At 68.2% G+C, this 20,085-nt stretch carries 19 protein-coding genes; 5 read left to right on the top strand and 14 right to left on the bottom strand.

The window, feature by feature from the left end:
* Window positions 1–29: 29 nt before the first annotated feature.
* From ADBZ9K_RS15935 to ADBZ9K_RS15920, 4 genes are all read right to left on the bottom strand, one after another.
* Window positions 30–866: a lysophospholipid acyltransferase family protein gene (locus ADBZ9K_RS15935; protein ID WP_526622064.1), complete on the bottom strand. Its 837-nt coding sequence runs from the start codon at window positions 864–866 to the stop codon at window positions 30–32.
* On the bottom strand, window positions 863–1,717 hold the full coding sequence (locus ADBZ9K_RS15930) for a GNAT family N-acyltransferase (RefSeq protein ID WP_526622062.1): 855 nt from the start codon (window positions 1,715–1,717) through the stop codon (window positions 863–865). The genes ADBZ9K_RS15935 and ADBZ9K_RS15930 overlap by 4 nt, the downstream gene beginning before the upstream one ends.
* 128 nt (window positions 1,718–1,845) lie before the next feature.
* Window positions 1,846–2,802, bottom strand: coding sequence for an electron transfer flavoprotein subunit alpha/FixB family protein (locus ADBZ9K_RS15925; protein WP_526622060.1), 957 nt, complete (start codon window positions 2,800–2,802; stop codon window positions 1,846–1,848).
* Window positions 2,803–2,846: 44 nt separating this feature from the next.
* The gene (locus ADBZ9K_RS15920) at window positions 2,847–3,638 is read right to left on the bottom strand and encodes an electron transfer flavoprotein subunit beta/FixA family protein (protein WP_526622059.1); all 792 of its coding nucleotides are present in this window, start codon (window positions 3,636–3,638) and stop codon (window positions 2,847–2,849) included.
* Between the two features lie 206 nt (window positions 3,639–3,844).
* Here ADBZ9K_RS15920 and ADBZ9K_RS15915 point away from each other — a divergent pair, with 206 nt between their 5' ends.
* From ADBZ9K_RS15915 to ADBZ9K_RS15905, 3 genes are all read left to right on the top strand, one after another.
* Window positions 3,845–4,621 (top strand): class I SAM-dependent methyltransferase, encoded by a 777-nt coding sequence (locus tag ADBZ9K_RS15915; protein WP_526622057.1) that lies wholly within the window; start codon window positions 3,845–3,847, stop codon window positions 4,619–4,621.
* Window positions 4,618–6,147 carry a 1,4-alpha-glucan branching protein domain-containing protein gene (locus ADBZ9K_RS15910; RefSeq protein WP_526622056.1) on the top strand — a complete coding sequence of 510 codons (1,530 nt, stop codon included), beginning with the start codon at window positions 4,618–4,620 and terminating at the stop codon, window positions 6,145–6,147. Before ADBZ9K_RS15915 ends, ADBZ9K_RS15910 begins: the two co-directional genes overlap by 4 nt.
* Before the next feature lie 97 nt (window positions 6,148–6,244).
* Window positions 6,245–7,477: a glycosyltransferase family 4 protein gene (locus ADBZ9K_RS15905; RefSeq protein ID WP_526622054.1), complete on the top strand. Its 1,233-nt coding sequence runs from the start codon at window positions 6,245–6,247 to the stop codon at window positions 7,475–7,477.
* Between the two features lie 11 nt (window positions 7,478–7,488).
* Here the strand turns inward: ADBZ9K_RS15905 and ADBZ9K_RS15900 are convergent, their stop codons facing one another.
* The 3 genes from ADBZ9K_RS15900 to ADBZ9K_RS15890 are packed head-to-tail and all read right to left on the bottom strand — an operon-like array spanning window position 7,489 to window position 11,737.
* Window positions 7,489–8,448: a ketopantoate reductase family protein gene (locus ADBZ9K_RS15900; RefSeq protein ID WP_526622052.1), complete on the bottom strand. Its 960-nt coding sequence runs from the start codon at window positions 8,446–8,448 to the stop codon at window positions 7,489–7,491.
* Window positions 8,445–11,306 carry an MMPL/RND family transporter gene (locus ADBZ9K_RS15895; RefSeq protein WP_526622050.1) on the bottom strand — a complete coding sequence of 954 codons (2,862 nt, stop codon included), beginning with the start codon at window positions 11,304–11,306 and terminating at the stop codon, window positions 8,445–8,447. The genes ADBZ9K_RS15900 and ADBZ9K_RS15895 overlap by 4 nt, the downstream gene beginning before the upstream one ends.
* The gene (locus tag ADBZ9K_RS15890; protein ID WP_526622048.1) at window positions 11,303–11,737 is read right to left on the bottom strand and encodes an MmpS family transport accessory protein; all 435 of its coding nucleotides are present in this window, start codon (window positions 11,735–11,737) and stop codon (window positions 11,303–11,305) included. Before ADBZ9K_RS15890 ends, ADBZ9K_RS15895 begins: the two co-directional genes overlap by 4 nt.
* A 275-nt stretch (window positions 11,738–12,012) precedes the next feature.
* On the opposite strand from ADBZ9K_RS15890, the gene ADBZ9K_RS15885 reads away from it, so the two are divergent.
* Window positions 12,013–12,579, top strand: coding sequence for a TetR/AcrR family transcriptional regulator (locus ADBZ9K_RS15885; RefSeq protein ID WP_526622046.1), 567 nt, complete (start codon window positions 12,013–12,015; stop codon window positions 12,577–12,579).
* Between the two features lie 125 nt (window positions 12,580–12,704).
* Here the strand turns inward: ADBZ9K_RS15885 and ADBZ9K_RS15880 are convergent, their stop codons facing one another.
* Both ADBZ9K_RS15880 and ADBZ9K_RS15875 read right to left on the bottom strand, forming a co-directional pair.
* Window positions 12,705–13,124, bottom strand: a complete 420-nt coding sequence (locus ADBZ9K_RS15880; RefSeq protein ID WP_526622700.1) for a DUF1942 domain-containing protein — start codon at window positions 13,122–13,124, stop codon at window positions 12,705–12,707.
* A 172-nt stretch (window positions 13,125–13,296) separates the two neighbouring features.
* Entirely contained in the window at window positions 13,297–14,034 is a 738-nt protein-coding gene (locus ADBZ9K_RS15875; protein WP_526622044.1) for an acyltransferase, read from the bottom strand.
* Window positions 14,035–14,111: 77 nt separating this feature from the next.
* On the opposite strand from ADBZ9K_RS15875, the gene ADBZ9K_RS15870 reads away from it, so the two are divergent.
* Window positions 14,112–15,401: a BamB-related PQQ repeat family beta-propellar protein gene (locus ADBZ9K_RS15870; protein WP_526622042.1), complete on the top strand. Its 1,290-nt coding sequence runs from the start codon at window positions 14,112–14,114 to the stop codon at window positions 15,399–15,401.
* Window positions 15,402–15,434: 33 nt separating this feature from the next.
* Here ADBZ9K_RS15870 and ADBZ9K_RS15865 read toward each other — a convergent pair whose 3' ends face one another.
* Genes ADBZ9K_RS15865 through ADBZ9K_RS15845 form a run of 5 tightly spaced genes read right to left on the bottom strand, consistent with a single transcriptional unit; the run spans window position 15,435 to window position 20,065 of the window.
* A complete protein-coding gene (locus ADBZ9K_RS15865; protein ID WP_526622698.1) occupies window positions 15,435–16,616 on the bottom strand; it encodes a THUMP-like domain-containing protein in 1,182 nt (393 codons plus the stop codon).
* Complete coding sequence (locus ADBZ9K_RS15860) at window positions 16,613–17,593, bottom strand: class I SAM-dependent methyltransferase (protein ID WP_526622040.1); 981 nt, start codon at window positions 17,591–17,593, stop codon at window positions 16,613–16,615. The genes ADBZ9K_RS15865 and ADBZ9K_RS15860 overlap by 4 nt, the downstream gene beginning before the upstream one ends.
* 10 nt (window positions 17,594–17,603) lie before the next feature.
* Window positions 17,604–18,317, bottom strand: a complete 714-nt coding sequence (locus ADBZ9K_RS15855) for an enoyl-CoA hydratase (protein WP_526622038.1) — start codon at window positions 18,315–18,317, stop codon at window positions 17,604–17,606.
* A 1-nt stretch (window position 18,318) separates the two neighbouring features.
* Window positions 18,319–19,194: an NUDIX hydrolase gene (locus ADBZ9K_RS15850; protein WP_526622036.1), complete on the bottom strand. Its 876-nt coding sequence runs from the start codon at window positions 19,192–19,194 to the stop codon at window positions 18,319–18,321.
* Between the two features lie 13 nt (window positions 19,195–19,207).
* On the bottom strand, window positions 19,208–20,065 hold the full coding sequence (locus tag ADBZ9K_RS15845) for an ABC transporter ATP-binding protein (protein WP_526622034.1): 858 nt from the start codon (window positions 20,063–20,065) through the stop codon (window positions 19,208–19,210).
* Window positions 20,066–20,085: the final 20 nt, after the last annotated feature.

Genomic DNA, 20,085 nt, shown 5'->3' with positions numbered 1-20,085 from the left:
GACGCGCCGGACGCGGCGAAACCTGCCGGTCAGCCCGCCAGGGCGTGGGACTGCTCGAACCGCGGGGCGACCTGTCCGCGCACGGCCACCTCGCAGCGCGCCGCCAGTTCGCGCCGGTCGGGGCCGGGCAGCTCCAGCGACGCCACCTCGATGTCGACCATGGTCAGCCGGGCCCGGACGGTGCGGCTCAGCGACTGCCACAGGGTGTCCTCCCCGACGAAGGCGGGCACCGTGGAGGGCCGCCCGTCGCGGTGGTGATAGGTCAGCCGCAACGGCTGCACCGGACGTCCGGAGTCGACGGCGGCCTGGAACATCGCCGGGCGGAACTGCCCGTAGGCCAATCCGCACCAGGTGGTGCCCTCCGGGAAGGCGACGACGGTCTGCCCGTTGCGCAGCCGCTCGGCCACGGCCGCCACCACCTGGGGCAGCCGGTGCAGGCTGCTGCGGTCGATGGGGATGACCTTCATGATGCGGGCAGCCAGCCCGAGTGCGGGCCAGTCGATGAGGTCGGCCCGGGCCACGAACGAGCCCGGCAGCACCGAACCGATGACGAAGATGTCCACCCAGGAGACGTGGCCGCTGACCACCAGCACTCCGCGCAGGTTGCGAATCGGGCCGCCGGAGACGGTGATTCGCACCCCGATGCAGCGCAGGAACGTCCGGCAGTATCCGCGCTGCACCCGGCCCCGGCCAGGTACCGGCAGTGCCAGCAGCGGCAGGAGCGGCAACAGCAGCAGCGCCATCGTGATGCGCAGGGCAGCCCGCAGCGCGGCCGGCACCGGTCGCCCGGCAGGCCCGCCGCCGGCACGTACGCAGCTCTCGTCGCACAGTGCCCGGGGCAGCCAGGCGTGGTGGTGAACCGTCATGACGTCCCCTCGATGCCGCCAGCCATCTCCCCGGCCGCCGACACCGACCGCAGCCGGGTCAGGTAGCGGGTGTCGGCCTGTCTTTTGTCCAGCAGCGCCGGAAAGTCCCCGACGCCGAACTCCGGGTCGTGCGCGGGCTCGCCGCAGACCCGAGCCCCGAGCCGCAGGTAGCCCCGCATCAGCGGCGGAATGGTCGGCCGCGCCGGTGGCGCGATGTCGTCCAGGGTCCGGCCGTCCAGCACGACCGGGCGGTACGGGTAGACCGTGTGCTCGGGTGCGGCGGCGTGGCGGCGCAGGACGAAGTCGCGCACCCCCCGAACCTGGCTGCCGGGAGCACCCGCGGGATCTACGGGGTGGGTCGGCACCGAGACGCACCCAGTGACGTAGTCGTAGCCGCAGCGGTCCAGGTAGGCCAGGATGCCCGCCCACATCAGCAGCACCACCGCGCCGTTGCGGTGATCCGAGCGCACCACCGCCCGGCCCATTTCCACCAACGACGGCCGCAGACCATCCAGCGCCTGGACATCGAATTCCGTTGCGGTGTAGAGACTTCCAGCAGCAATCGCACCAGGCGGTGGGAGCATGCGGTAGCACCCGACCAGCTCGCCGGAGATGTCCTCACGCACCAGCAGGTGGTCACAGAATTCGTCGAACCGGTCGGCATCCAAGCCGGCGGTACTCCCGTCGGCCGGCAGCGCGAAACCGGGCTCGGTGGTGAACACCTGATAGCGCAGCCGCTGGGCCGCCTCGATCAGGCCGGGGTCGGTGGACAGCAGCAGCGAGTAGCGCGGGCCGCGGAGCGCGGCGGTGTCGGTCTGGTCAGGGGCTATGAGTACAGATGCAGTGCTCATAGCTGCACGGTCGCCGAGGCGGTCGGCGAGAGGTCAACGCCCGCGTGACGTGTTAGTGCACGCTCGATGACCAATAGACGCGAAAGCCCCGGACACCGCGGTGTCCGGGGCTTTCGGTACGGCAGAAACTATCCCTTGCGGGCCTTGACCGCGTCGGTGAGCTGCGGGGTGACGTTGAACAGATCGCCGACGATGCCGTAGTCGGCGATCTCGAAGATCGGTGCTTCCTCGTCCTTGTTCACCGCGACGATCGTCTTCGACGTCTGCATACCGGCCCGGTGCTGGATGGCTCCGGAGATGCCCAGCGCGATGTAGAGCTGCGGGGACACGGTCTTGCCGGTCTGGCCCACCTGGAACTGGCCCGGGTAGTAGCCGGAGTCGACGGCGGCGCGCGACGCACCGACGGCGCCACCGAGCGAGTCCGCGAGGTCTTCGACCACCGAGAACTTCTCGGCGCTGCCGACACCGCGGCCACCGGAGACCACGACGCTGGCCTCGGTGAGCTCGGGGCGATCGCCGGCAACGGCGGGCTGACGCGAGGTGATCTTGGTGGCGTTCTCGGCCTGCGCGGGCACCTCGACGGCGACCTGCTCACCGGCACCGGCGGCCGGGGCGGCTTCGACCGCACCGGGACGCACAGTGATCACCGGCACGTCCCCGTTGGCCTGGGCCTCGACGGTGAAGGCACCACCGAAGATGGAGTGGATGGCCTTGCCACCCTCCTTGACCTCCACCACGTCGGAGAGCACACCCGAACCGATCCGGGCAGCCAGACGCCCCGCGATCTCCTTGCCGTCGGCGTTGGCGGCCAGCAGCACACCAGCCGGGCCGGCCGAGTCCACGAGCGCGGCCAGCACGTCCACGTAGGGAGTGATCAGGTAGCCCTCCGCGTCGTCGGACTCGGCGACGTAGATCTTGGCCGCACCAGCGGCCTTGAGGTCCTCGACCAGCGGCGCGGCGGTGCCGGGGGCCCCGACCACGACGGCCGAGGGCTCGCCCAGCGTGCGAGCGGCGGTGAGGAGCTCGGCGGTGACTTTCTTCACCGCACCTTCGGAGTGCTCGACGAGCACTAGTACTTCAGCCATAGCTGTTTCGCCTCTTAGTCTTTCAGGTCCAAGGGAATGATCTGCTAGATGATTTTCTGCGCGACCAGGTACTCGGCGATCTTGGTGCCGCCGTCGCCTTCGTCGGTGATCTTCTCGCCCGCGGTCTTCGGCGGCTTCGGGGTCGACGCCAACACGGACATACCGGCGTTGGCCAGCCCGACCTCGTCAGCCTCGACGCCGATCTCGGCCAGCGTGAGGGTGGTGACTTCCTTCTTCTTGGCGGCCATGATGCCCTTGAAGGACGGGAAGCGCGGCTCGTTGATCTTCTCGTTGACGCTGATGACCGCGGGCAGCGACGCCTCGACGGTGAACACGCCGTCGTCGGTCTCGCGCTCGCCGGTGATCTTGCCGCCCTCGACGCTCACCTTGCGCAGGTGGGTCAGCTGAGGCAGACCGAGGTACTCGGCGATGATCGCCGGGACCGCGCCGCCGGTGCCGTCGGTGGCCTCATTACCGGCGATGACCAGCTCGGTGCCCTCGATGGCGCCCAGCGCGCGGGCCAACGCCCAGCCGGTCTGCACCATGTCCGAGCCATGCAGGCCCGGGTCGAGCAGATGCACGGCCTTGTCGGCGCCCATCGACAGCGCTTTGCGAATGGCCTCGGTGGCCCGCTCCGGACCGGCGGTCAGCACGGTGACGGTGCCCTCGCCGCCTTCCCGCTCCTTGATCAGCAGCGCCTCCTCGACGGCGCGCTCGTTGATCTCGTCCAGCACGGCGTCGGCGGCGTCGCGATCAAGCGTGAAATCTCCGTCGGACAGCTTTCGCTCGGACCACGTGTCTGGGACCTGTTTGATCAGGACCACGATGTTCGTCATGGGTCTTCCTACGTCCTCCTGGCAGGCGTCCTGCGGCCATGAGAGGACGCAAGACTTTGGGTCACTTTCGCAACTCACACCATGTTACTGACGAGTAACTTTGAGTGGTTCGCAGAAACACCATAGCTGGTCGAAGTTTGTGTTCTAGCAGCCCATAGCTACCGAGCAGTTCGCGAACCGCCAACTTCGGGTTAGCCTGCCTTGCAATGAGCGCATTCGTGACTGACGCAGGTGACAGCGGTTTACCGCTGACCGGTGAGCGGACCGTCCCCGGGTTGGCCGAGGAGAACTACTGGTTCCGCCGCCACGAGGTGGTGTATCGCCGTCTTGCCGATCTTTGCGCAGGTCGTGACGTGCTCGAAGCAGGCTGCGGCGAGGGATACGGCGCCGACTTGCTCGCCGGGGTGGCGCGCCGAGTGATCGCCGTGGACTATGACGCGGCCGCGGTGGCGCACGTCCGCGCCCGCTATCCGCGGGTGCAGGTAGTCGCCGGCAACCTGGTGTCGTTGCCGCTGCCCGACGCTTCGGTTGACGTTGTGGTGAACTTCCAGGTCATCGAGCATTTGTGGGATCAACCACAGTTTGTCGCCGAATGCCTGCGGGTGCTGCGCCCCGGCGGCCACCTGTTGATGTCGACGCCCAACCGGATCACCTTCTCCCCCGGCCACGACACCCCGGTCAACCCGTTCCACACCCGCGAACTCAACGCCGGCGAGCTGGCCGAACTGCTCACCGACGGCGGGTTTGAACTGCGCGCGATCAGCGGTGTCTTCCACGGCCCGGAGCTGACGGCGATGGATGCCCGCCACGGCGGTTCGATCATCGACGCCCAGATCGAGCGGGCGCTGGCCGGCGCGCCGTGGTCCGATGCGCTGCTGGCCGACGTCGCCGCCGTGCGGTGCGAGGACTTCGACATCGTCGGCTCCGACCAGAGCGACATCGACGAGAGTCTGGATCTGGTGGCGATCGCGGTGCGTCCGTGAGCGGGTCGCCCATCCCCGAGCAGGTCCCCGGCCAGTTCACCCTGGTCCTGCACACCCACCTGCCGTGGCTGGCCCATCACGGCCGGTGGCCGGTGGGCGAGGAATGGCTCTACCAGTCGTGGTCGGCGGCGTATCTGCCGCTGTTGCGGGTCCTGCGGACGCTGGCCGCCGAGAACCGCCGCGGGGTGCTCACCCTGGGCATGACGCCGGTGGTCACGGCCCAGCTGGACGACCCGTACTGCCTCGACGGGATGCACCGTTGGCTGGCCAACTGGCAGCTGCGGGCTCTCGAGGCGACCACCTTGCCCGAACCGCTGGCCAGCTTCGGCGTTCGCGAGTATGAGGAAGCCGGGCGCGCGATCGAGGAGTTCGGCACGCTGTGGCGCCACGGTGTCAGCCCGCTGCTTCGCGAGCTGATCGACGCCGGCACGGTCGAGCTGCTGGGCGGCCCGCTCGCGCACCCCTTTCAGCCGCTGCTCAACCCCCGGCTGCGTGAGTTCGCGCTGCGCGAAGGCCTGGCCGACGCCGGCCATCGCTTCGCCCATACGCCCTCGGGGATCTGGGCTCCGGAATGCGCGTACGCCCCCGGCATGGAGCACGGCTACGCCGCCGCCGGAGTGGGCCACTTCATGGTCGACGGACCCTCCCTGCACGGCGAGACCGCGCTGGGCCGGCCCGTCGGTGACACCGACGTCGTCGCGTTCGGCCGCGACCTGCAGGTCAGCTACCGGGTGTGGTCGCCCAAATCGGGCTACCCCGGGCACGCCGCCTACCGCGACTTCCACACCTACGACCACGTGACCGGGCTCAAGCCGGCCCGGGTGACCGGGCGCAATGTCGACTCCGCCGGCAAGGCCCCCTACGACCCGCAGCGGGCCGACAAGGCGATCGACGCCCACGTCGCCGACTTCGTCGGTGTGGTGCGGCAGCGGTTGATCTCGGAATCCGAACGCATCGGCCGCCCCGCCCACGTCGTGGCCGCGTTCGACACCGAGCTGTTCGGCCACTGGTGGCACGAGGGCCCGGTGTGGTTGGAGCGGCTGTTGCGCGCGCTGCCCGAGGCCGGGGTTCGGGTCGGCACCCTGCGCGACGCGCTGACCGGCGGTTTCGTCGGCACGCCGGTCGAATTGCCGCCGAGCTCGTGGGGATCCGGCAAGGACTGGCAGGTGTGGGCCGGTGAGAAGGTCGCCGATCTGGTGCAGCTCAACGCCGAAGTGGTCGACACCGCGCTGAGCACCGTCGACAAGGCGCTGGCCCAGACCGACACCGCCCCCACCCGCGACGTCGTCGCCGACCAGATCCTGCGCGAGACCCTGCTGACCGTCTCCAGTGACTGGCCGTTCATGGTCAGCAAGGACTCCGCGGCCGACTACGCCCGCTATCGCGCTCATCTGCATGCCCATGCCACCCGGGAGATCGCCGATGCGCTGGCCTCGGGTCGCCGCGACGCCGCCGAGCGGCTGGCCGCCGGCTGGAACCGCGCCGACGGACTGTTCGGCGCACTGGACGCCCGGCGGCTGCCGTGAACCGCACCCCATCTCGCGAGCGTGCGTGTCGGAACACCGACACGCCGCACGGGCGGACAGTTCGCGCACACTCGCGGCCACGAATACTGGTGGCGGCGTGAAGATCCTGATGGTGTCGTGGGAGTACCCGCCGGTGATCATCGGCGGCCTGGGCCGCCACGTCTACCAGCTGGCAACCGCGCTGGCCGCCGACGGTCACGACGTCGTCGTGTTGTCGAGGCGCCCGTCGGGGACCGACCCAAGCACCCACCCGACCACCGACGAGATCCACGAGGGCGTGCGGGTCATCGCCGCCGCGCAGGACCCGCACGAGTTCGACTTCGGCCATGACCTGATGGCCTGGACGCTGGCCATGGGCCACGCCATGATCCGCGGCGGGCTGACGTTACACGCCAAGGGCTGGCAACCCGACGTGGTCCACGCCCACGACTGGCTGGTCGCCCACCCCGCCATCGCGCTGGCTGAGTTCTTCGACGTACCAATGGTTTCCACCGTGCACGCCACCGAGGCGGGCCGCCACTCCGGCTGGGTGTCCGGGCGGATCAGCCGCCAGGTGCACGCGGTCGAGTCCTGGTTCGTCCGGGAATCCGATTCGTTGATCACCTGCTCGGCGTCGATGTCCGATGAACTGTCCGAACTGTTCGGCCCAGGACTGGCCGAGATCACCGTCATCCGCAATGGAATCGACTCCAGCCGTTGGCGCTTCGCCCGGCGCCGGGCGCGCACCGGGCCGCCGGAGCTGTTGTTCTTCGGCCGGCTGGAATACGAGAAGGGGGTCCACGAAGCGATCGCGGCGCTGCCGCGTGTCCGGCGCACCCACCCCGGCACCACCCTGACTATCGCCGGCGACGGGACGCAGCAGGACTGGCTGCTCGACGTGGCTCGAAAGCACAAGGTACTCAAAGCCGTTCGTTTCACCGGCCGGGCCGACCACGACCAGTTGCTGGCGCTGCTGCACCGCGCCGACGTCGCGGTACTGCCCAGCCACTACGAGCCGTTCGGGATCGTCGCCCTCGAGGCAGCCGCGGCCGGCACACCCCTGGTTACCTCCAATGTGGGTGGCCTCGGCGAGGCGGTGATCAACGGCCAGACCGGGATCTCCTGCCCACCGCGCGACGTCGCCGCGCTGGCCGCCGCGGTGCGGACCGTTCTCGACGATCCCGACGGCGCCCAGCGCCGGGCGATCGCCGCGAGGCAACGGCTGACCTCCGATTTCGACTGGCACACGGTCGCCGCCGAGACCGCGCAGGTCTACCTGGCCGCCAAGCGGCGGGAGCGCGAACCACAGCCGCGCCGGCCCATCGTCGAGCACGCGTTACCGGGACGCTGAGCTCTAGGCGCTCAGCCGTTCTCGTTGCGGGCGAACGTCGGTTCCGCCGCCTCGAGTCGCGGTGCGGCGACACCCAACCGCCGGGCCTCGGCCAAGGTGTCTCGGCAGATCGCCCGCGGTTCCTCGGTGTCGGGATCGGAGTGCGCTTCCAGGCTTCTGCGCGCCAACGCGACGTGTCTGACCAACCAGCTCACGGCCGGTGCCGTCAGCCAGGTGGGCGCTCGGTAGGACAACACCGCGCCCCGGTGTCGTCGTAGGTCAACGCCGCGCGCCTCGAGCAGGGGCAAGAGTTCGCGGGTCGTCAGCGACGCTTCCGCCATGGCCCCCGTTTCCCCGACCATCTTGGACAACGAGCCCAGGCGCAGCCCCTGCACGTGGATGCCTGCGTCGGCCACAAAATGCAGCCACAGCCAGCCGCGAAAATCCGGTCGCTCCCGAATCCGGAAGCCGGCCTGGCGGAACACCTCTCGCACAGCCAGTTCACGATCGGTCGGCGGCTCGCCGAAGGTACCGAAGAGAACCGACCGAAGCACCGCGCCGTAGAGCACGCCGTCCGCACCGAATCCGCCGCCCGCCTGCGGAAAGCCCCAGGCCACCTGATCGACGGGGAGGGCGCCCAGTGCGACCGAGGGCTCGGACCAGACATTGCCCAAGATCAGCACTGTGGCTCTGCCGACGAGCGGCGCGAGGAAGGCCGTTGCCGGCGCGAGGTGGTAGTGCGCCACACTCAGCACAATCAGATCGAAGTCGTGGTCTGGCCCCAACGTCTCGCGGTAGCGCACCGGCCATTTCTCCACGACGCGTTGCCCCCACACCCGACGCCGCGCATCGAGCAGATCGAGTTCTATCGCGTCCCCGTACTGCGCAGCCCGACCCGGCCGGACATAGAACTCGACGTCGTTGCCGGCCTGCTCCAGGGCCCAGCCGTATACCAAGGCGATCACGCCCCGGCCGAACATCAGAATCCTCATGCTCCACCTTGGTTCACTCTGCGGGACGATCCGGCGGACGGGCGTTCCCGGTGTCGCCGCGGGGGTCTGGTCCGCACGTTCTGCGGCCACCAGAACCAGCGACCCATCAGTGCGGCGACGGCCGGCATCATGAACGAGCGCACGACCAAGGTGTCGAACAGCAGGCCGAGACCGATGGTGGTTCCCACTTGGCCGATGACCCGGAGGTCGCTAATCGCGAACGACATCATGGTGAAGGCGAACACCAGACCGGCTGAGGTCACCACGCTACCGCTGCCGGCCATCGACCGGATGATGCCCGTCTTCAGACCCGCCGCGCGTTCCTCCATGAAGCGTGAAACCAGAAGCAGGTTGTAATCCGAGCCGACGGCCAACAGGAGGATCACCGACATCGCGAGCACCATCCAGTGCAATTCCAGTCCGATGACGTGTTGCCAGAGTAGGACGGACAGCCCGAACGATGCGGCAAGCGATATCACCACCGTGCCGACGATCACCAGTGCGGCGATGACTGCCCGGGTGATCACCAGCATGATGACGAAGATCAAGCAGAGCGCCGAGATGGCGGCGATCATCAGATCGTAATTCGCACCCTCTTGCATGTCCTTGTAGGTTGCCGCGGTCCCCCCCAGATAAATCCTCGAGGTCTCCATCGGCGTTCCCTTGATGGCTTCGAAGGCGGCGTTCTTGATCTGGTCGATGTGTGCGATGCCCTCGGCAGTGGCCGGGTCTCCTTGGTGGGAGATGATGAAGCGCACCGCCTTACCGTCGGGCGAGACGAACTGTTCGAGACCCCGTTGGAACTCGGGATTGTCGAAGACTTCCGGTGGTAGATAGAACGAGTCGTCGATCTTGGATTCGTCGAACGCCCGACCCATCGCGTTCGAATTCTGCTGTGCGGCCTGCTGATCCTGCTGACCCTTCTGGGTTGCGTAGTTGGTCAGGATCTGGTGGAGGTTGGTTTCCTGGCTCTCAATCTGGGGTGGAAGCAGGGCATTCAGCTTGGGTTGAAGGGCGTCGAGCTTGGCCAGACTGGCCGTCATACCGCCGATCTGGTCGGAGAGCGCGTCGATACCGTCGATCGCATCGAAGACCGACCGCAACGCGGCACACGTAGGGATGTCGAAACAGTTTGGCTCCCAGTAGAAGTAGTTGCGCAGCGGCCGGAGGAAATCGTCGAGGTCGGCGATCTTGTCGCGAAGATCATTGACGATCGGAACCATGTCGTGCGCGGCCTCGGTCTGTTCGTGTTGGGCGGCCGTCATCTGCTGCTGCAGCGCCAATTGTTGTCGCATGATGTCGATGGTCTTGGACAGGTCGTCGGCCTGAGTCAGGAGATCCGCGGTGCGGTCTTGCGCATACGACTGGTTCAGCTGTTGGCTGGTGCCCTGCATGCCGATCTGGTACGGGATCGAGGTGTGTTCGATGGGGGTGCCCAAGGGTCGAGTGATGGTCTGCACCCGCGCGATGCCCGGCATGTGGAAGATGGTCTTGGCGACGCGGTCGATGATGAGCATGTCCGCCGGGTTACGCAGATCGCGGTCAGCCTGGATCATCAGCAGCTCGGGACTGAGTCGAGCTTGGGAGAAGTGGCGGTCCGCTGCGGCGTAGCCGGAATTGGCCTCGATATCGGTCGGCAGGTACCGACGGTCGTCGTAGCTGGTCCTATACGACGGCAGTGCCAGCAACCCGATCAGCGCGACCGCAATGGAGGCCACCAGAATCGGGCCAGGCCAGCGGACAACGGCCGTCCCCACCCGGCGCCAGCCACGCGTGCTCGCCGTGCGCTTGGGGTCCAGAATGCCGAATCTGCTTGCGAGGGCCAACAGGGCCGGCGCCATGGTCAGCGCCGCTGCTGTCACGACCGACATACCGATCGCCAAGGGCACCCCCATGGTCTGGAAATACGGCAATCGGGTGAAGCTGAGACACAGGGTCGCTCCGGCGATCGTCAGGCCTGAACCCAGGACGACATGCGCGGTGCCCCGGTACATGGTGGTGAACGCGGCGTCACGGCCTTGGCCCGCTTGGCGCGCTTCGTGATAGCGGCCGATGAGGAAGATCACGTAGTCGGTACCGGCGGCGATCGCAAGCAGGGTGAGGAGGTTGACCGCGAACGTGGAGAGCTCGATCACGCCGTAATAGCCGAGAAACGCGACGATGCCCCTGGCCGCGGCCAGCTCGAGCGACACCATCATCAAGGCGAGCACCACGGTGGTGACCGAGCGGTAGACGAAAAGCAACATGAGCAGGATGACCCCGACGGTGAGCGAGGTGACCAGCAGCAGGCTCTTGTTTCCGACGTGCTGCTGATCCGAAGCCAGCGCCGCTGACCCGCTGACATAGACCTGCACGCCCGCCGGCGGAGCAGTGGCGGCCACGGCGTCCTTGACCGCCTGGACCGATTCATTGGCCAACGTCTCACCCTGATTGCCGGCGAGGTAGATCTGCACGTATGTCGCCTTACCGTCGGCGCTCTGCGCGCTCGCCGAGGTCAGCGGATCACCCCACAGGTCCTGGACGTGCTGGATGTGTTTGGTGTCCGCTTCGAGCTTGGCGATCAGGCCGTCGTAGTACCGGTGGGCCTCCAACCCGAGCGGATTGTCGCTCTCCAGGACGATCATCGCCGAGCTGTTGGAGTCGAACTCGTCAAAGACCTTCCCCATCAGTGTCATCGCCCGCAGCGACGGTGCGTCATCGGGTGTCATCGACACCGCATGCTGTTCGCCCACGACCTCCAGTTGGGGCGCGGCGACGTTCACGATGACGGTCACCGCCAGCCAGGCCAGCAGAACCGGCACGCAGAACCGGCGCAGAAACCTCGCAATTCGTAGGTGGGTGACGGGGTTGTCGCTCATGCGGACTTCACCAGGCAGAAGGTCTGGGCGCTCACGCCGTTGGACACGTTCTCCGCCTTGACCTCGTCGTTGACCACGACTCGGCAACCGATGCTGTCCCCATCCCCCTGGGCCACGATGGTGGTGGCGGCCGTGGGAGCAGTGGTCGTGAGCGTGATCGACCAGGGCAGCGGGGTGTTCGCCACCTTCTGCGGTACCGCGTCCAGGTCGAGGTAGTTGATGGTGGCCACGGCGCCGTCGGTTCCGAAGACTTCGTACGTGACGACTTTGGGGTTGTAGGGCTCAGCATCGTCGGCCAACCCCGCGCCCGGGCGGGTGATTTCGTCGTTCGCGCCGAACAACCCGTGAAGGCGTTGGACGGCAACGCCCCCCAGCGCGATGACTGCCACGATGAGCAGCGGAATCCAGGTGAGCTTGAGCACTGCCGCCATCGGTGAGCCTTCCCTTTGCCTCGACGCGCCTCGCGGGAACGTCGACGTGCCGTCTAGAAGCGGACCTCGGAGCACCGCGGCCGGTGCAACCCGGCGGCAGTCGCACCCGTCGATTAGTTGACTGAATGCCAAACTAAAGCTAGGTGACAAGTCAAGTTATAACAAGTCGATCGGTCAATTTCGGTATGCTTTCGACACGTCGTCTGACCGGCGGATCGCCACCACGCGTTAGCCTGGAACACTCGGTCGACCGATGAACATGCGGAGGAATTGACGTGGCGAAGCCGGTGTCACCGCGGGGCCTCGCCAGGGAACGGGTGCTTGGTGCCGCGCTTGCGCTGTTCGTCGAACATGGGGTGCACGGCACGTCGCTGAGAATGATCGCCGAGCGCCTCGGGGTCAGCAAAGCAGCGGTCTACTACCAGTTTTCGTCCAAGGAAGAGATCGTCCAGGAGGTTTTGCGTCCCGTCCTCGATGACACCTCACGGGTCATCAAAATCGCTGAGGCACTGCCGAGCTGGGAGGCGCAGCGGGCCGTCGTCATCAGCGGCTTGGTTGAAATGTGCGTACGCCACCGGCAACTGGCGGCGGTATTTCACGCCGATCCTGCCGTCGCCCAGGTTGGTTCACCCGAACTGCATGCCGCGACTGATCGAATACGCGAACTCCTGGAAGGTCCAGACCCCGACGTCACCAGCCGAATCGCGTTCACCTTGTTCTTCGGCGGCGTGGGCAGTGTGGCAGCCAACCCACAGTTCGCCGATATCGGCGATGCCGACCTGCACTCCGCGCTGATGGATCTGTCGAACCGGATCTTGCAGCCCGCCACGAACAACGCGTGACGGCGGGAAATCGCTCTCCCACACCACTTTCCGGGGCGTCAGCCGCCGAAGTAATCTGTCCCGTTCCGGCCGGCGATGTTGTTCGACATGCGAGATCACCGGAGACATCGCTTGTCGCGCGACGCTCAGGGCGTCCAGATCAGCAGATCCTGTATGCCGTTGTTCATGGTGACCATGGTCGGCGCCGGGCCGGTGACGTCGAAGTGGATCTTGCCGGTCGCCTGCGCGCCCTGCGGGATGGTGGCGCCGCTGATGTTGGTCGGGCTGGCGACCTGCCACAGCACCCGGTAGGCCGCCTGGTTGGGGGCGACGGCGTTGAACTGTGAGATCGCCGGGGTCACCGGGCCGCTGATGGCGTTGACGGTTGCGGTGGCTTCCCAGAGCTGGCCGGCCACCGGATAGCCCGGCATCACGTCGTTGCAGGGTTTGAGGTCGCTGACCGTCCAACTGAGCCCAACCTGGCCGACGCTGTCGGTCATCGTCAGCGTGCTGCCCAGCTTCCCGACGATCGGGTAGTCGGCCGACGCCAGCGGTGCGACGGCCATGGCGACGATGACGCTGAGGATGAGGGTCAGCACCGGCTTGATGAGTGCAGAAATCTTCACAGTGTCCTCCCCGGCGAGTGAATGGAATCTCTGCATAACCCCGCGCAAACGCCCGGCCATAGTGCCCAATGGCCCGCTGTCGTGGGACCTATGGCCCTGGTCGCCCAGGAGGTCAGCGGGCGGCCTTCTTGCGCTCGATGTCGGCCAATGCCGCCGCCAGCTCGGCGCGCTGTGCCGCCGAGGTCTCCCAGGACAGCTTGCGGTTCTTCACCACCTTGGCCGGGGAGCCGACCGCGATCGAATAGTCCGGGATGTCGCCCTTGACCACGGCGTGGGCGCCGAGCACGCAACCCCGCCCGACGGTGGTGCCCCGCAGCACGGTGACCTTCGCCGCGATCCAGGTGTCCGGACCGATGCGCACCGGGCTCTTGATGATGCCCTGGTCCTTGATCGGCATCTCGATGTTGTCCATCTTGTGGTCAAAGTCGCACACGTAGCACCAGTCGGCCATCAACGCCGAGTCGCCCAGTTCGATGTCTAGATAGCAGTTGATGACATTGTCGCGGCCCAGGACGACCTTGTCGCCGATGCGCAGCGAACCCTCGTGGGCCCGGATGGTGTTCTTGTCCCCGATGTGGACCCACCGCCCGATCTCCAGCTGCGCCAGCTCCGGGGTGGCGTGGATCTCGACGTTCTTGCCGAGGAACACCATGCCGCGGGTGATGATGTGCGGATTGGCCAGCTTGAACTTCAGCAGCCGCCAGTAGCGCACCAGGTACCAGGGTGTGTAGGCCCGGTTGGCGACGACCCACCGCAGCGAGTCCCTGGTGAGGAACTTGGCCTGGCGCGGGTCACGCAGCCGCGAACCCATCCAGCGCTTGTGGATCGGCGAACCCCACATGGACGTCATGGCCGGACAGCCTAGCGCCTGCCGCACTCGGGTTACCCTCGCCTGTACTGTCACACTGCGGGATGGAAAGGACACGGGTGCTGCGGCGATTGCTGGCGTCGGCGTCGACCTTGCTGGTCGTCAGCGGCTTGACCGGCTGTGGCAACACCGACTCGTGGGTGGAGTCCAGCGCCGCACCGGGCTGGTCGGCCCAGTACGGCGACGCCGCCAACAGCAGCTATACCGCCACCGGCGGCGCTTCGGCCCTGACGTTGCGCTGGAGTCGCTCCGTCAAGGGCGAACTCGGGGCGGGCGCCGCCCTCGGTGCGGGCAGCTATCTGGCCGTCAACGGGCAGACCGCGGGCGGCTGCTCGCTGATGGTGTGGGAGAACGACAACAACGGCCGCCAGCGCTGGTGCACCCGCATGGTGCTCGGCGGCGGTTTCACCAGCGCGCTGTTCGATCAATTCGACAACCTCTACATCGGCCAGCCCGGGATGATGCTGTCCTACCCGCCCACCCAGTGGATCCGTTGGCGTCAGAACGTCATCGGAATGCCCACCACCGCACGGTTTCTCGGCGCCGGCCAGCTGCTGGTAGTCACCCATCTCGGGCAGGTGGTGGTGTTCGACTCACATCGCGGCACCGTCATGGGCACGCCGGTGGATCTGGTCGAAGGCCTCGATCCGACGGACTCCACCCGCGGACTGACCGACTGCGCACAGGAACTGCCGCAATGCCCGGTCGCCGCACCCCCGGCGTTCGCCGCATCGACCAGCACGATCGTGGTCAGCCTGTGGCAGCCCGGCGCCACATCCTCGGCGCTGGTCGGCCTGCAGTACCACCCCGGCCAGACACCCTTGATCACCCGGGAATGGACCAGCGAGGCCGTCGGGGCCGGAATCCAGGCCGCACCGGTGTTGTCCGCCGACGGTAAGACCGTCTACGTCAACGGCCGCGACGGCAAGCTGTGGGCGCTGAACGCCTCGGATGGCAAGGCGAAGTGGTCTGTACCGCTTGGCTTTCAGCCGCGGACACCGCCATCGGTGACACCTGGTGGTCTGATCGTCGCCGGCGGCGGACCCGACACCCGCCTGGTGGCACTCAAGGACGGCGGCGACCGCGCCGAGATCGCGTGGCGCCGCGACGACGTCACGCCACTGACCACGTCGAGCCAGGCCGGCGCCGACGTCGCCTACACCGTCGTCGCCGACCCGCCATCGAGCCTGTCGGTGCTGGTCTTCGACCCCGCCAACGGCCGCACACTCAACAGCTTTCCGATGCCCCAGGCCGACGGCTTCCCGGTCGGCGTGTCGGTGGGTCATGACCGTCGGGTGGTGGTGGCCACCAGCGCCGGGCAGGTGTACAGCTTCGACCCGGCTGGCTGAGCACGCCCAGAGTTGCCGCGGCGGTATCCGACGCTATTCGGTGGCCGCGTGCGCCCGGCAGACGAAGACGACCGTCCGTTCGCCCACCCCGGCACCGATGCGGGTGATCACCAGTGACAGCGCCGTTCGGCCGGCCGGACGCAGCCGCCGGCGCAGGGCGTCGGGGTCGACATCGACGCCGCGAACCAGGATCTCCAGCGGTCCACAGTCGCGTTGCGAAAGCTCATGCCGCAGAACCTTTTCCCGCAGCGGAACCTCGTCGAGTACCTCGAATCCGCGCACCCCGGCGGGCACCCGGTCGCCGCTGAGGTAGGCAATCTCCGGGTCGAGCTGCCAGAGGCCGTGCCGGGCGCCGTAGTGGCGGACCAGACCCGCGCGCACGATCGCGCCGTCGGGATCGACGATCCACCTCCCGGCGGGCCGGGTCGGGCAGTCGTCGGGGTCGGCGTCGGTGACCACCTCGTCGCGGTCCAGGACACAGGCCCGGCGGCGCACCCCCGGCTCGGCCAGCGCCGCCGACCACAGACAGGCCTCCCGCACCGAACCGCCGGCGGAGGTCACCTCGATCTCGCCGTCAAAACCCAGGCGCGCCAACCCGTCGAAGTCGATCCCGGGCGCACACTTGATCACCGTGGCTCGGCCCCGGTAGACGTCGAGCAGGTCGTCCAGCGGCGGGGTGTAGCCGCGCGGATCGAACCGGCGCCGCCCGCCGCTGCGGCGCGCCGGGTCCAGCAGCACCACCGCGTCACGGCTGACCGGTCGCAGCGCGTCGGCTCGGCACAGCGGAACGCCGGGCACATTGTGCGCAGCCATGGCCAACCGGACCTCGTCGACGTCGCTGCCGAGCAGGTAGGCCGCGGTGTCGCGCAGCGCGGCCAGTTCGGTGCCGATCGAGCAGGTCGCGTCGTGCACCACCGCACCGGCCAGCCGGGCCGCCCGGTGGCGGGCCACCGGCGCCGCGGTGGCCTGCTGCAGTGCGTCGTCGGTGAACAACCAATCGGACACGTCCGCCAGCCCGCTGAGCTTGGTGACGGCCTTGCGGCGCAGCAGCGTGGTCTCGATCAGCGCGGTCGCGTGCCCGGCGAACCGGTCCCGGATGGCGGCGACGTCGGCCACCCGGCTGGCGTCGCTGAGCCGGTAGCGGGCCACGTCGGCCAGCGCAGCCCCGCCCGCAGTACTGCTCAGGTAGGCGACGTCGGCACGATCGAACTTCAGGACGGCTTAACCCCGGTGACCATGACGTTGTAGAACCAGCCCTTCGGCACGACCCGGCGCCAGATGTTGGCATCGACCCACGACAGCGTGGTCCAGCCGCCGAAGGCGAACTTGGCCCAGCCCCAGCCCAGCTTGCCCGGCGGCACGGTCGATTCGAACGTGCGCACCGGCCACCCCAGCATCGCGGCGGTGAACTCTTCGCTGGCGGTGCGCACCTGCACGGCGCCGGCGTTGGCCGCCATCCGCTCCAGGTCGGCAGGCTCGAACGTGTGCAGATCGACGATCCACTCCAGGGCCGCCGCGCGAGAGTTCTCGTCCAGCTCGGCCTGCGGGCGCCGCCAGCTGCCCAGCCCGGGCAGTTTCATGGCCGCGACGGTGGTCTTCCAGGTCAGGTCGGCCAACCGCCGGGCGTAGGCGTTACCCACCGTGGTGGGCTCGCCGGCGAAGACGAACCGCCCGCCCGGCTTGAGCACCCGCACGACCTCCCGCAGCGAGAGCTCCACGTCGGGGATGTGGTGCAGCACGGCATGGCCGACGACCAGGTCGAAGGTGTTGTCGTCATACGGAATGCCCTCGGCGTCGGCGACTCGGCCGTCCACGTCGAGGCCCAGCGACTGCCCATTGCGGGTGGCGACCTTGACCATGCCAGGGGACAGATCGGTCACCGAACCGCGGCGTGCCACTCCGGCCTGGATCAGGTTGAGCAGGAAGAAGCCGGTGCCGCAGCCCAGCTCCAGGGCCCGGTCGTAGGGCAGTTTGCGGATCTCGTCGGCGGGGACGATGGCGTCGAACCGTCCGCGGGCGTAGTCGATGCAGCGCTGGTCGTAGGAGATCGACCACTTGTCGTCGTAGGACTCGGCTTCCCAGTCGTGGTAGAGGACCTGCGCGAGCTTGGTGTCGTGGCGGGCCGCCTCGACCTGCTCGGCGGTGGCGTGCGGGTTGGGGGCCAGCTCGTCGGCGGTATTGATCTCCGTCATGCAGGGCAGCCTAACCGGCATCGCCGGCGGAGAAGACCTCACCGTAGCGTTGTGCCTGCTCACCAGCATCGAGGCGGCCGTCGATCAGGGCCTTGGCGCCGGCCAGCGCGGCCGGGGCGGCGCCGACGAACCGGCCCGCCCACGCGGCGGCGGCATCGAACACGTCGTCGGGGGCAACCATCTCGTCGATCAGGCCGAGCGTCATGGCCTCTTTGGCGTCGAGGAACCGGCCGCTGTAGGCCATCTCCTTGGCGCGCGCGGCCCCGACGGCACGGGCCAGCCGTTCGCCCCCGCCACCGCCGGGGACCAACCCGGCCAGGATCTCGGTGGCGCCCACCCTGACGTTGTCACCGCTGATCCGCCAATCGGCCGCCAGCGCCAGGCTCAGGCCCGCGCCCAGGGCGTAGCCGGTGATGGCGGCAACGGTCGGCTTCGGAATGGCGGCGACGGCGTCGATGCCCCGCCGACGCAGCAGATCGGCGGCCTCGGCCTCCCGCCGGTCCAGCGTGCGCAGTTCGGGAACGTCGTCGCCGGCGGAGAAGATCTCGTGACCGCCGAACAGGATGACGGTCGCGATGTCGTCGCGGCCGGCCAGCTCATCGGTGGCGGACACCAGTTCACGGTAGGTCTGCCGGGTCAGGGCGTTCGTCGGCGGCCGGTCCACCAGCAGGACGCCCACCCCGGGATACTGCTCACCAACGTGGATGCTGACGAACTCGCGCACGTTACTCCCCGGCCACGTGGCTGCTGCCCGCCGGGCTGCGCCGGTTGCGGGCAGCGTTGTAGCGGTCGCTGTCGAAGAACTCGATCTCCCAATTGCCGTTGCGCACAGTCAGATTGGGCTGAACCACCGCAATCTGGCGCTCCAGGGCGAGCACCTCGCCGACGGTGCGCCCGGCCAGGGAATCCAGCTGCGTCCAGGTTGGCGGCAACAGGAAACTGCGCCCTTCGGCGAAGTCTTCGATCGCGGCCTCTGGGCTGGCCCACGCGGCATGGTCGGTCTCGGTGTTGTGGCCATCGGCGCGCTGGCCCTCGGGCAGTGCGCCGACGAAGAAGTAGGTGTCGTAGCGGCGGGTGCGCTCCTCCTCGGGAGTGACCCAGTTCGCCCAGGGCCGCAGCAGGTCGGCCCGCAGCACCAGATTTTCCCGCCGCAGGAAATCGGAGAACGACAAGCTTCGATTGACCAGTGCCGCGCGCGTCTCGTGGTAGACGGACGCGTCGGCGACAATGCCATCGGGATCGTCGGCCGGGCCGGCGAAGAGCACGCCGGACTCCTCGAAGGTCTCGCGTGCCGCAGCGCACACCAGCGCTTCGGCCAGGTCGGCCTCGATGCCGAACCGGTCGGCCCACCACCGCGGTTCGGGGCCGTACCAGGCGATATCGGAGTTACGGTCGCGGTCGTCGACCCCGCCGCCGGGGAACACCATCACACCGCCGGCGAACTCCATCGCGTGGTGGCGGCGCATGAGAAAGACCTCGACACCGTCCGCCGGGGTGTCGCGGACCAGCATCACCGTCGCCGCGGGACGGGCCGGCAACGGTTCGGGTGTGTCGTCGGTCAATTGCTCGCTCCTCCTCGGACCTCGTCCCTCGGCCCGCATCGTCGACTGTCGCTCACAGACGCCTCCTGTGGGCCGCGCGGCTGCGCACCCGCCGGGCGAAGTAGCGGCCGTCGATGGTGTCCAGCGCGATCGATTGCCCGAACGCCGTGGACAGGTTCTCGGCTGTCAGGGTGTCATGCAGCAGCCCGGCGGCCACCACCTGACCCTCCGAGAGCAGCAGGCAATGGCTGAAGCCGGGCGGGATCTCCTCGACGTGGTGGGTGACCAGCACCAGCGCCGGCGAGTCCGGGTCGGCGGCCAGGTCGGCCAGCCGGGCGACCAGTTCCTCGCGACCGCCGAGGTCGAGCCCGGCGGCCGGTTCGTCGAGCAACAGCAACTCGGGATCGGTCATCAGCGACCGGGCGATGAGCACCCGCTTGCGCTCACCCTCGGACAGCGTGCCGTACGTGCGCTCGGCCAGGTGCTCGGCGCCAACGCTTTCGAGCATGTCGACGGCCTGGGCGTAGTCGAGATCCTCGTAGTTCTCCCGCCACCGTCCCAGCACGGCGTAACCCGCCGAGACCACCAGGTCGCGCACCACCTCGTCGTCGGGCACCCGCTGCGACAGTGCCGAACTGCTCAGGCCGACCCGCTGGCGCAGCTCGCCCATGTCGGTGCGGCCCAGCCGCTCCCCCAGCACGTAGGCGGTGCCGGACGACGGGTGCTCCATGGCGGCGGCAACACGCAGCAGCGAGGTCTTGCCTGCCCCGTTGGGACCGATCACCACCCAGCGTTCGTCGAGTTCGACCTGCCAGGTGATGGGCCCCACGAGCACACGGCCCCCACGGCGCAGCGAGACTTTCCGGAAGTCGATCAGCAGGTCGGGGTCGACCTCGTCGGCGGCGTCGGGCACTGCACCATCGTGCCGCATCGCGCCGGCGGCGGTCGGTC

It is taken from the genome of Mycobacterium sp. (assembly GCF_965229265.1).
GTDB lineage: Bacteria > Actinomycetota > Actinomycetes > Mycobacteriales > Mycobacteriaceae > Mycobacterium.
The sequence above is the reverse complement of the archived record's forward strand: the minus strand, read 5'-3'. Positions and strand labels throughout refer to the sequence as shown.

Coding starts and splice junctions, on each gene's coding strand:
- ADBZ9K_RS15935 (WP_526622064.1), bottom strand. CDS start 866: ATGACGGTTCACCACCACGCCTGGCTGCCCCGGGCACTGTGCGACGAG.
- ADBZ9K_RS15930 (WP_526622062.1), bottom strand. CDS start 1,717: ATGAGCACTGCATCTGTACTCATAGCCCCTGACCAGACCGACACCGCC.
- ADBZ9K_RS15925 (WP_526622060.1), bottom strand. CDS start 2,802: ATGGCTGAAGTACTAGTGCTCGTCGAGCACTCCGAAGGTGCGGTGAAG.
- ADBZ9K_RS15920 (WP_526622059.1), bottom strand. CDS start 3,638: ATGACGAACATCGTGGTCCTGATCAAACAGGTCCCAGACACGTGGTCC.
- ADBZ9K_RS15915 (WP_526622057.1), top strand. CDS start 3,845: ATGAGCGCATTCGTGACTGACGCAGGTGACAGCGGTTTACCGCTGACC.
- ADBZ9K_RS15900 (WP_526622052.1), bottom strand. CDS start 8,448: ATGAGGATTCTGATGTTCGGCCGGGGCGTGATCGCCTTGGTATACGGC.
- ADBZ9K_RS15895 (WP_526622050.1), bottom strand. CDS start 11,306: ATGAGCGACAACCCCGTCACCCACCTACGAATTGCGAGGTTTCTGCGC.
- ADBZ9K_RS15890 (WP_526622048.1), bottom strand. CDS start 11,737: ATGGCGGCAGTGCTCAAGCTCACCTGGATTCCGCTGCTCATCGTGGCA.
- ADBZ9K_RS15880 (WP_526622700.1), bottom strand. CDS start 13,124: ATGGCCGTCGCACCGCTGGCGTCGGCCGACTACCCGATCGTCGGGAAG.
- ADBZ9K_RS15875 (WP_526622044.1), bottom strand. CDS start 14,034: ATGACGTCCATGTGGGGTTCGCCGATCCACAAGCGCTGGATGGGTTCG.
- ADBZ9K_RS15860 (WP_526622040.1), bottom strand. CDS start 17,593: ATGACGGAGATCAATACCGCCGACGAGCTGGCCCCCAACCCGCACGCC.
- ADBZ9K_RS15850 (WP_526622036.1), bottom strand. CDS start 19,194: ATGCGGGCCGAGGGACGAGGTCCGAGGAGGAGCGAGCAATTGACCGAC.
- ADBZ9K_RS15845 (WP_526622034.1), bottom strand. CDS start 20,065: ATGCGGCACGATGGTGCAGTGCCCGACGCCGCCGACGAGGTCGACCCC.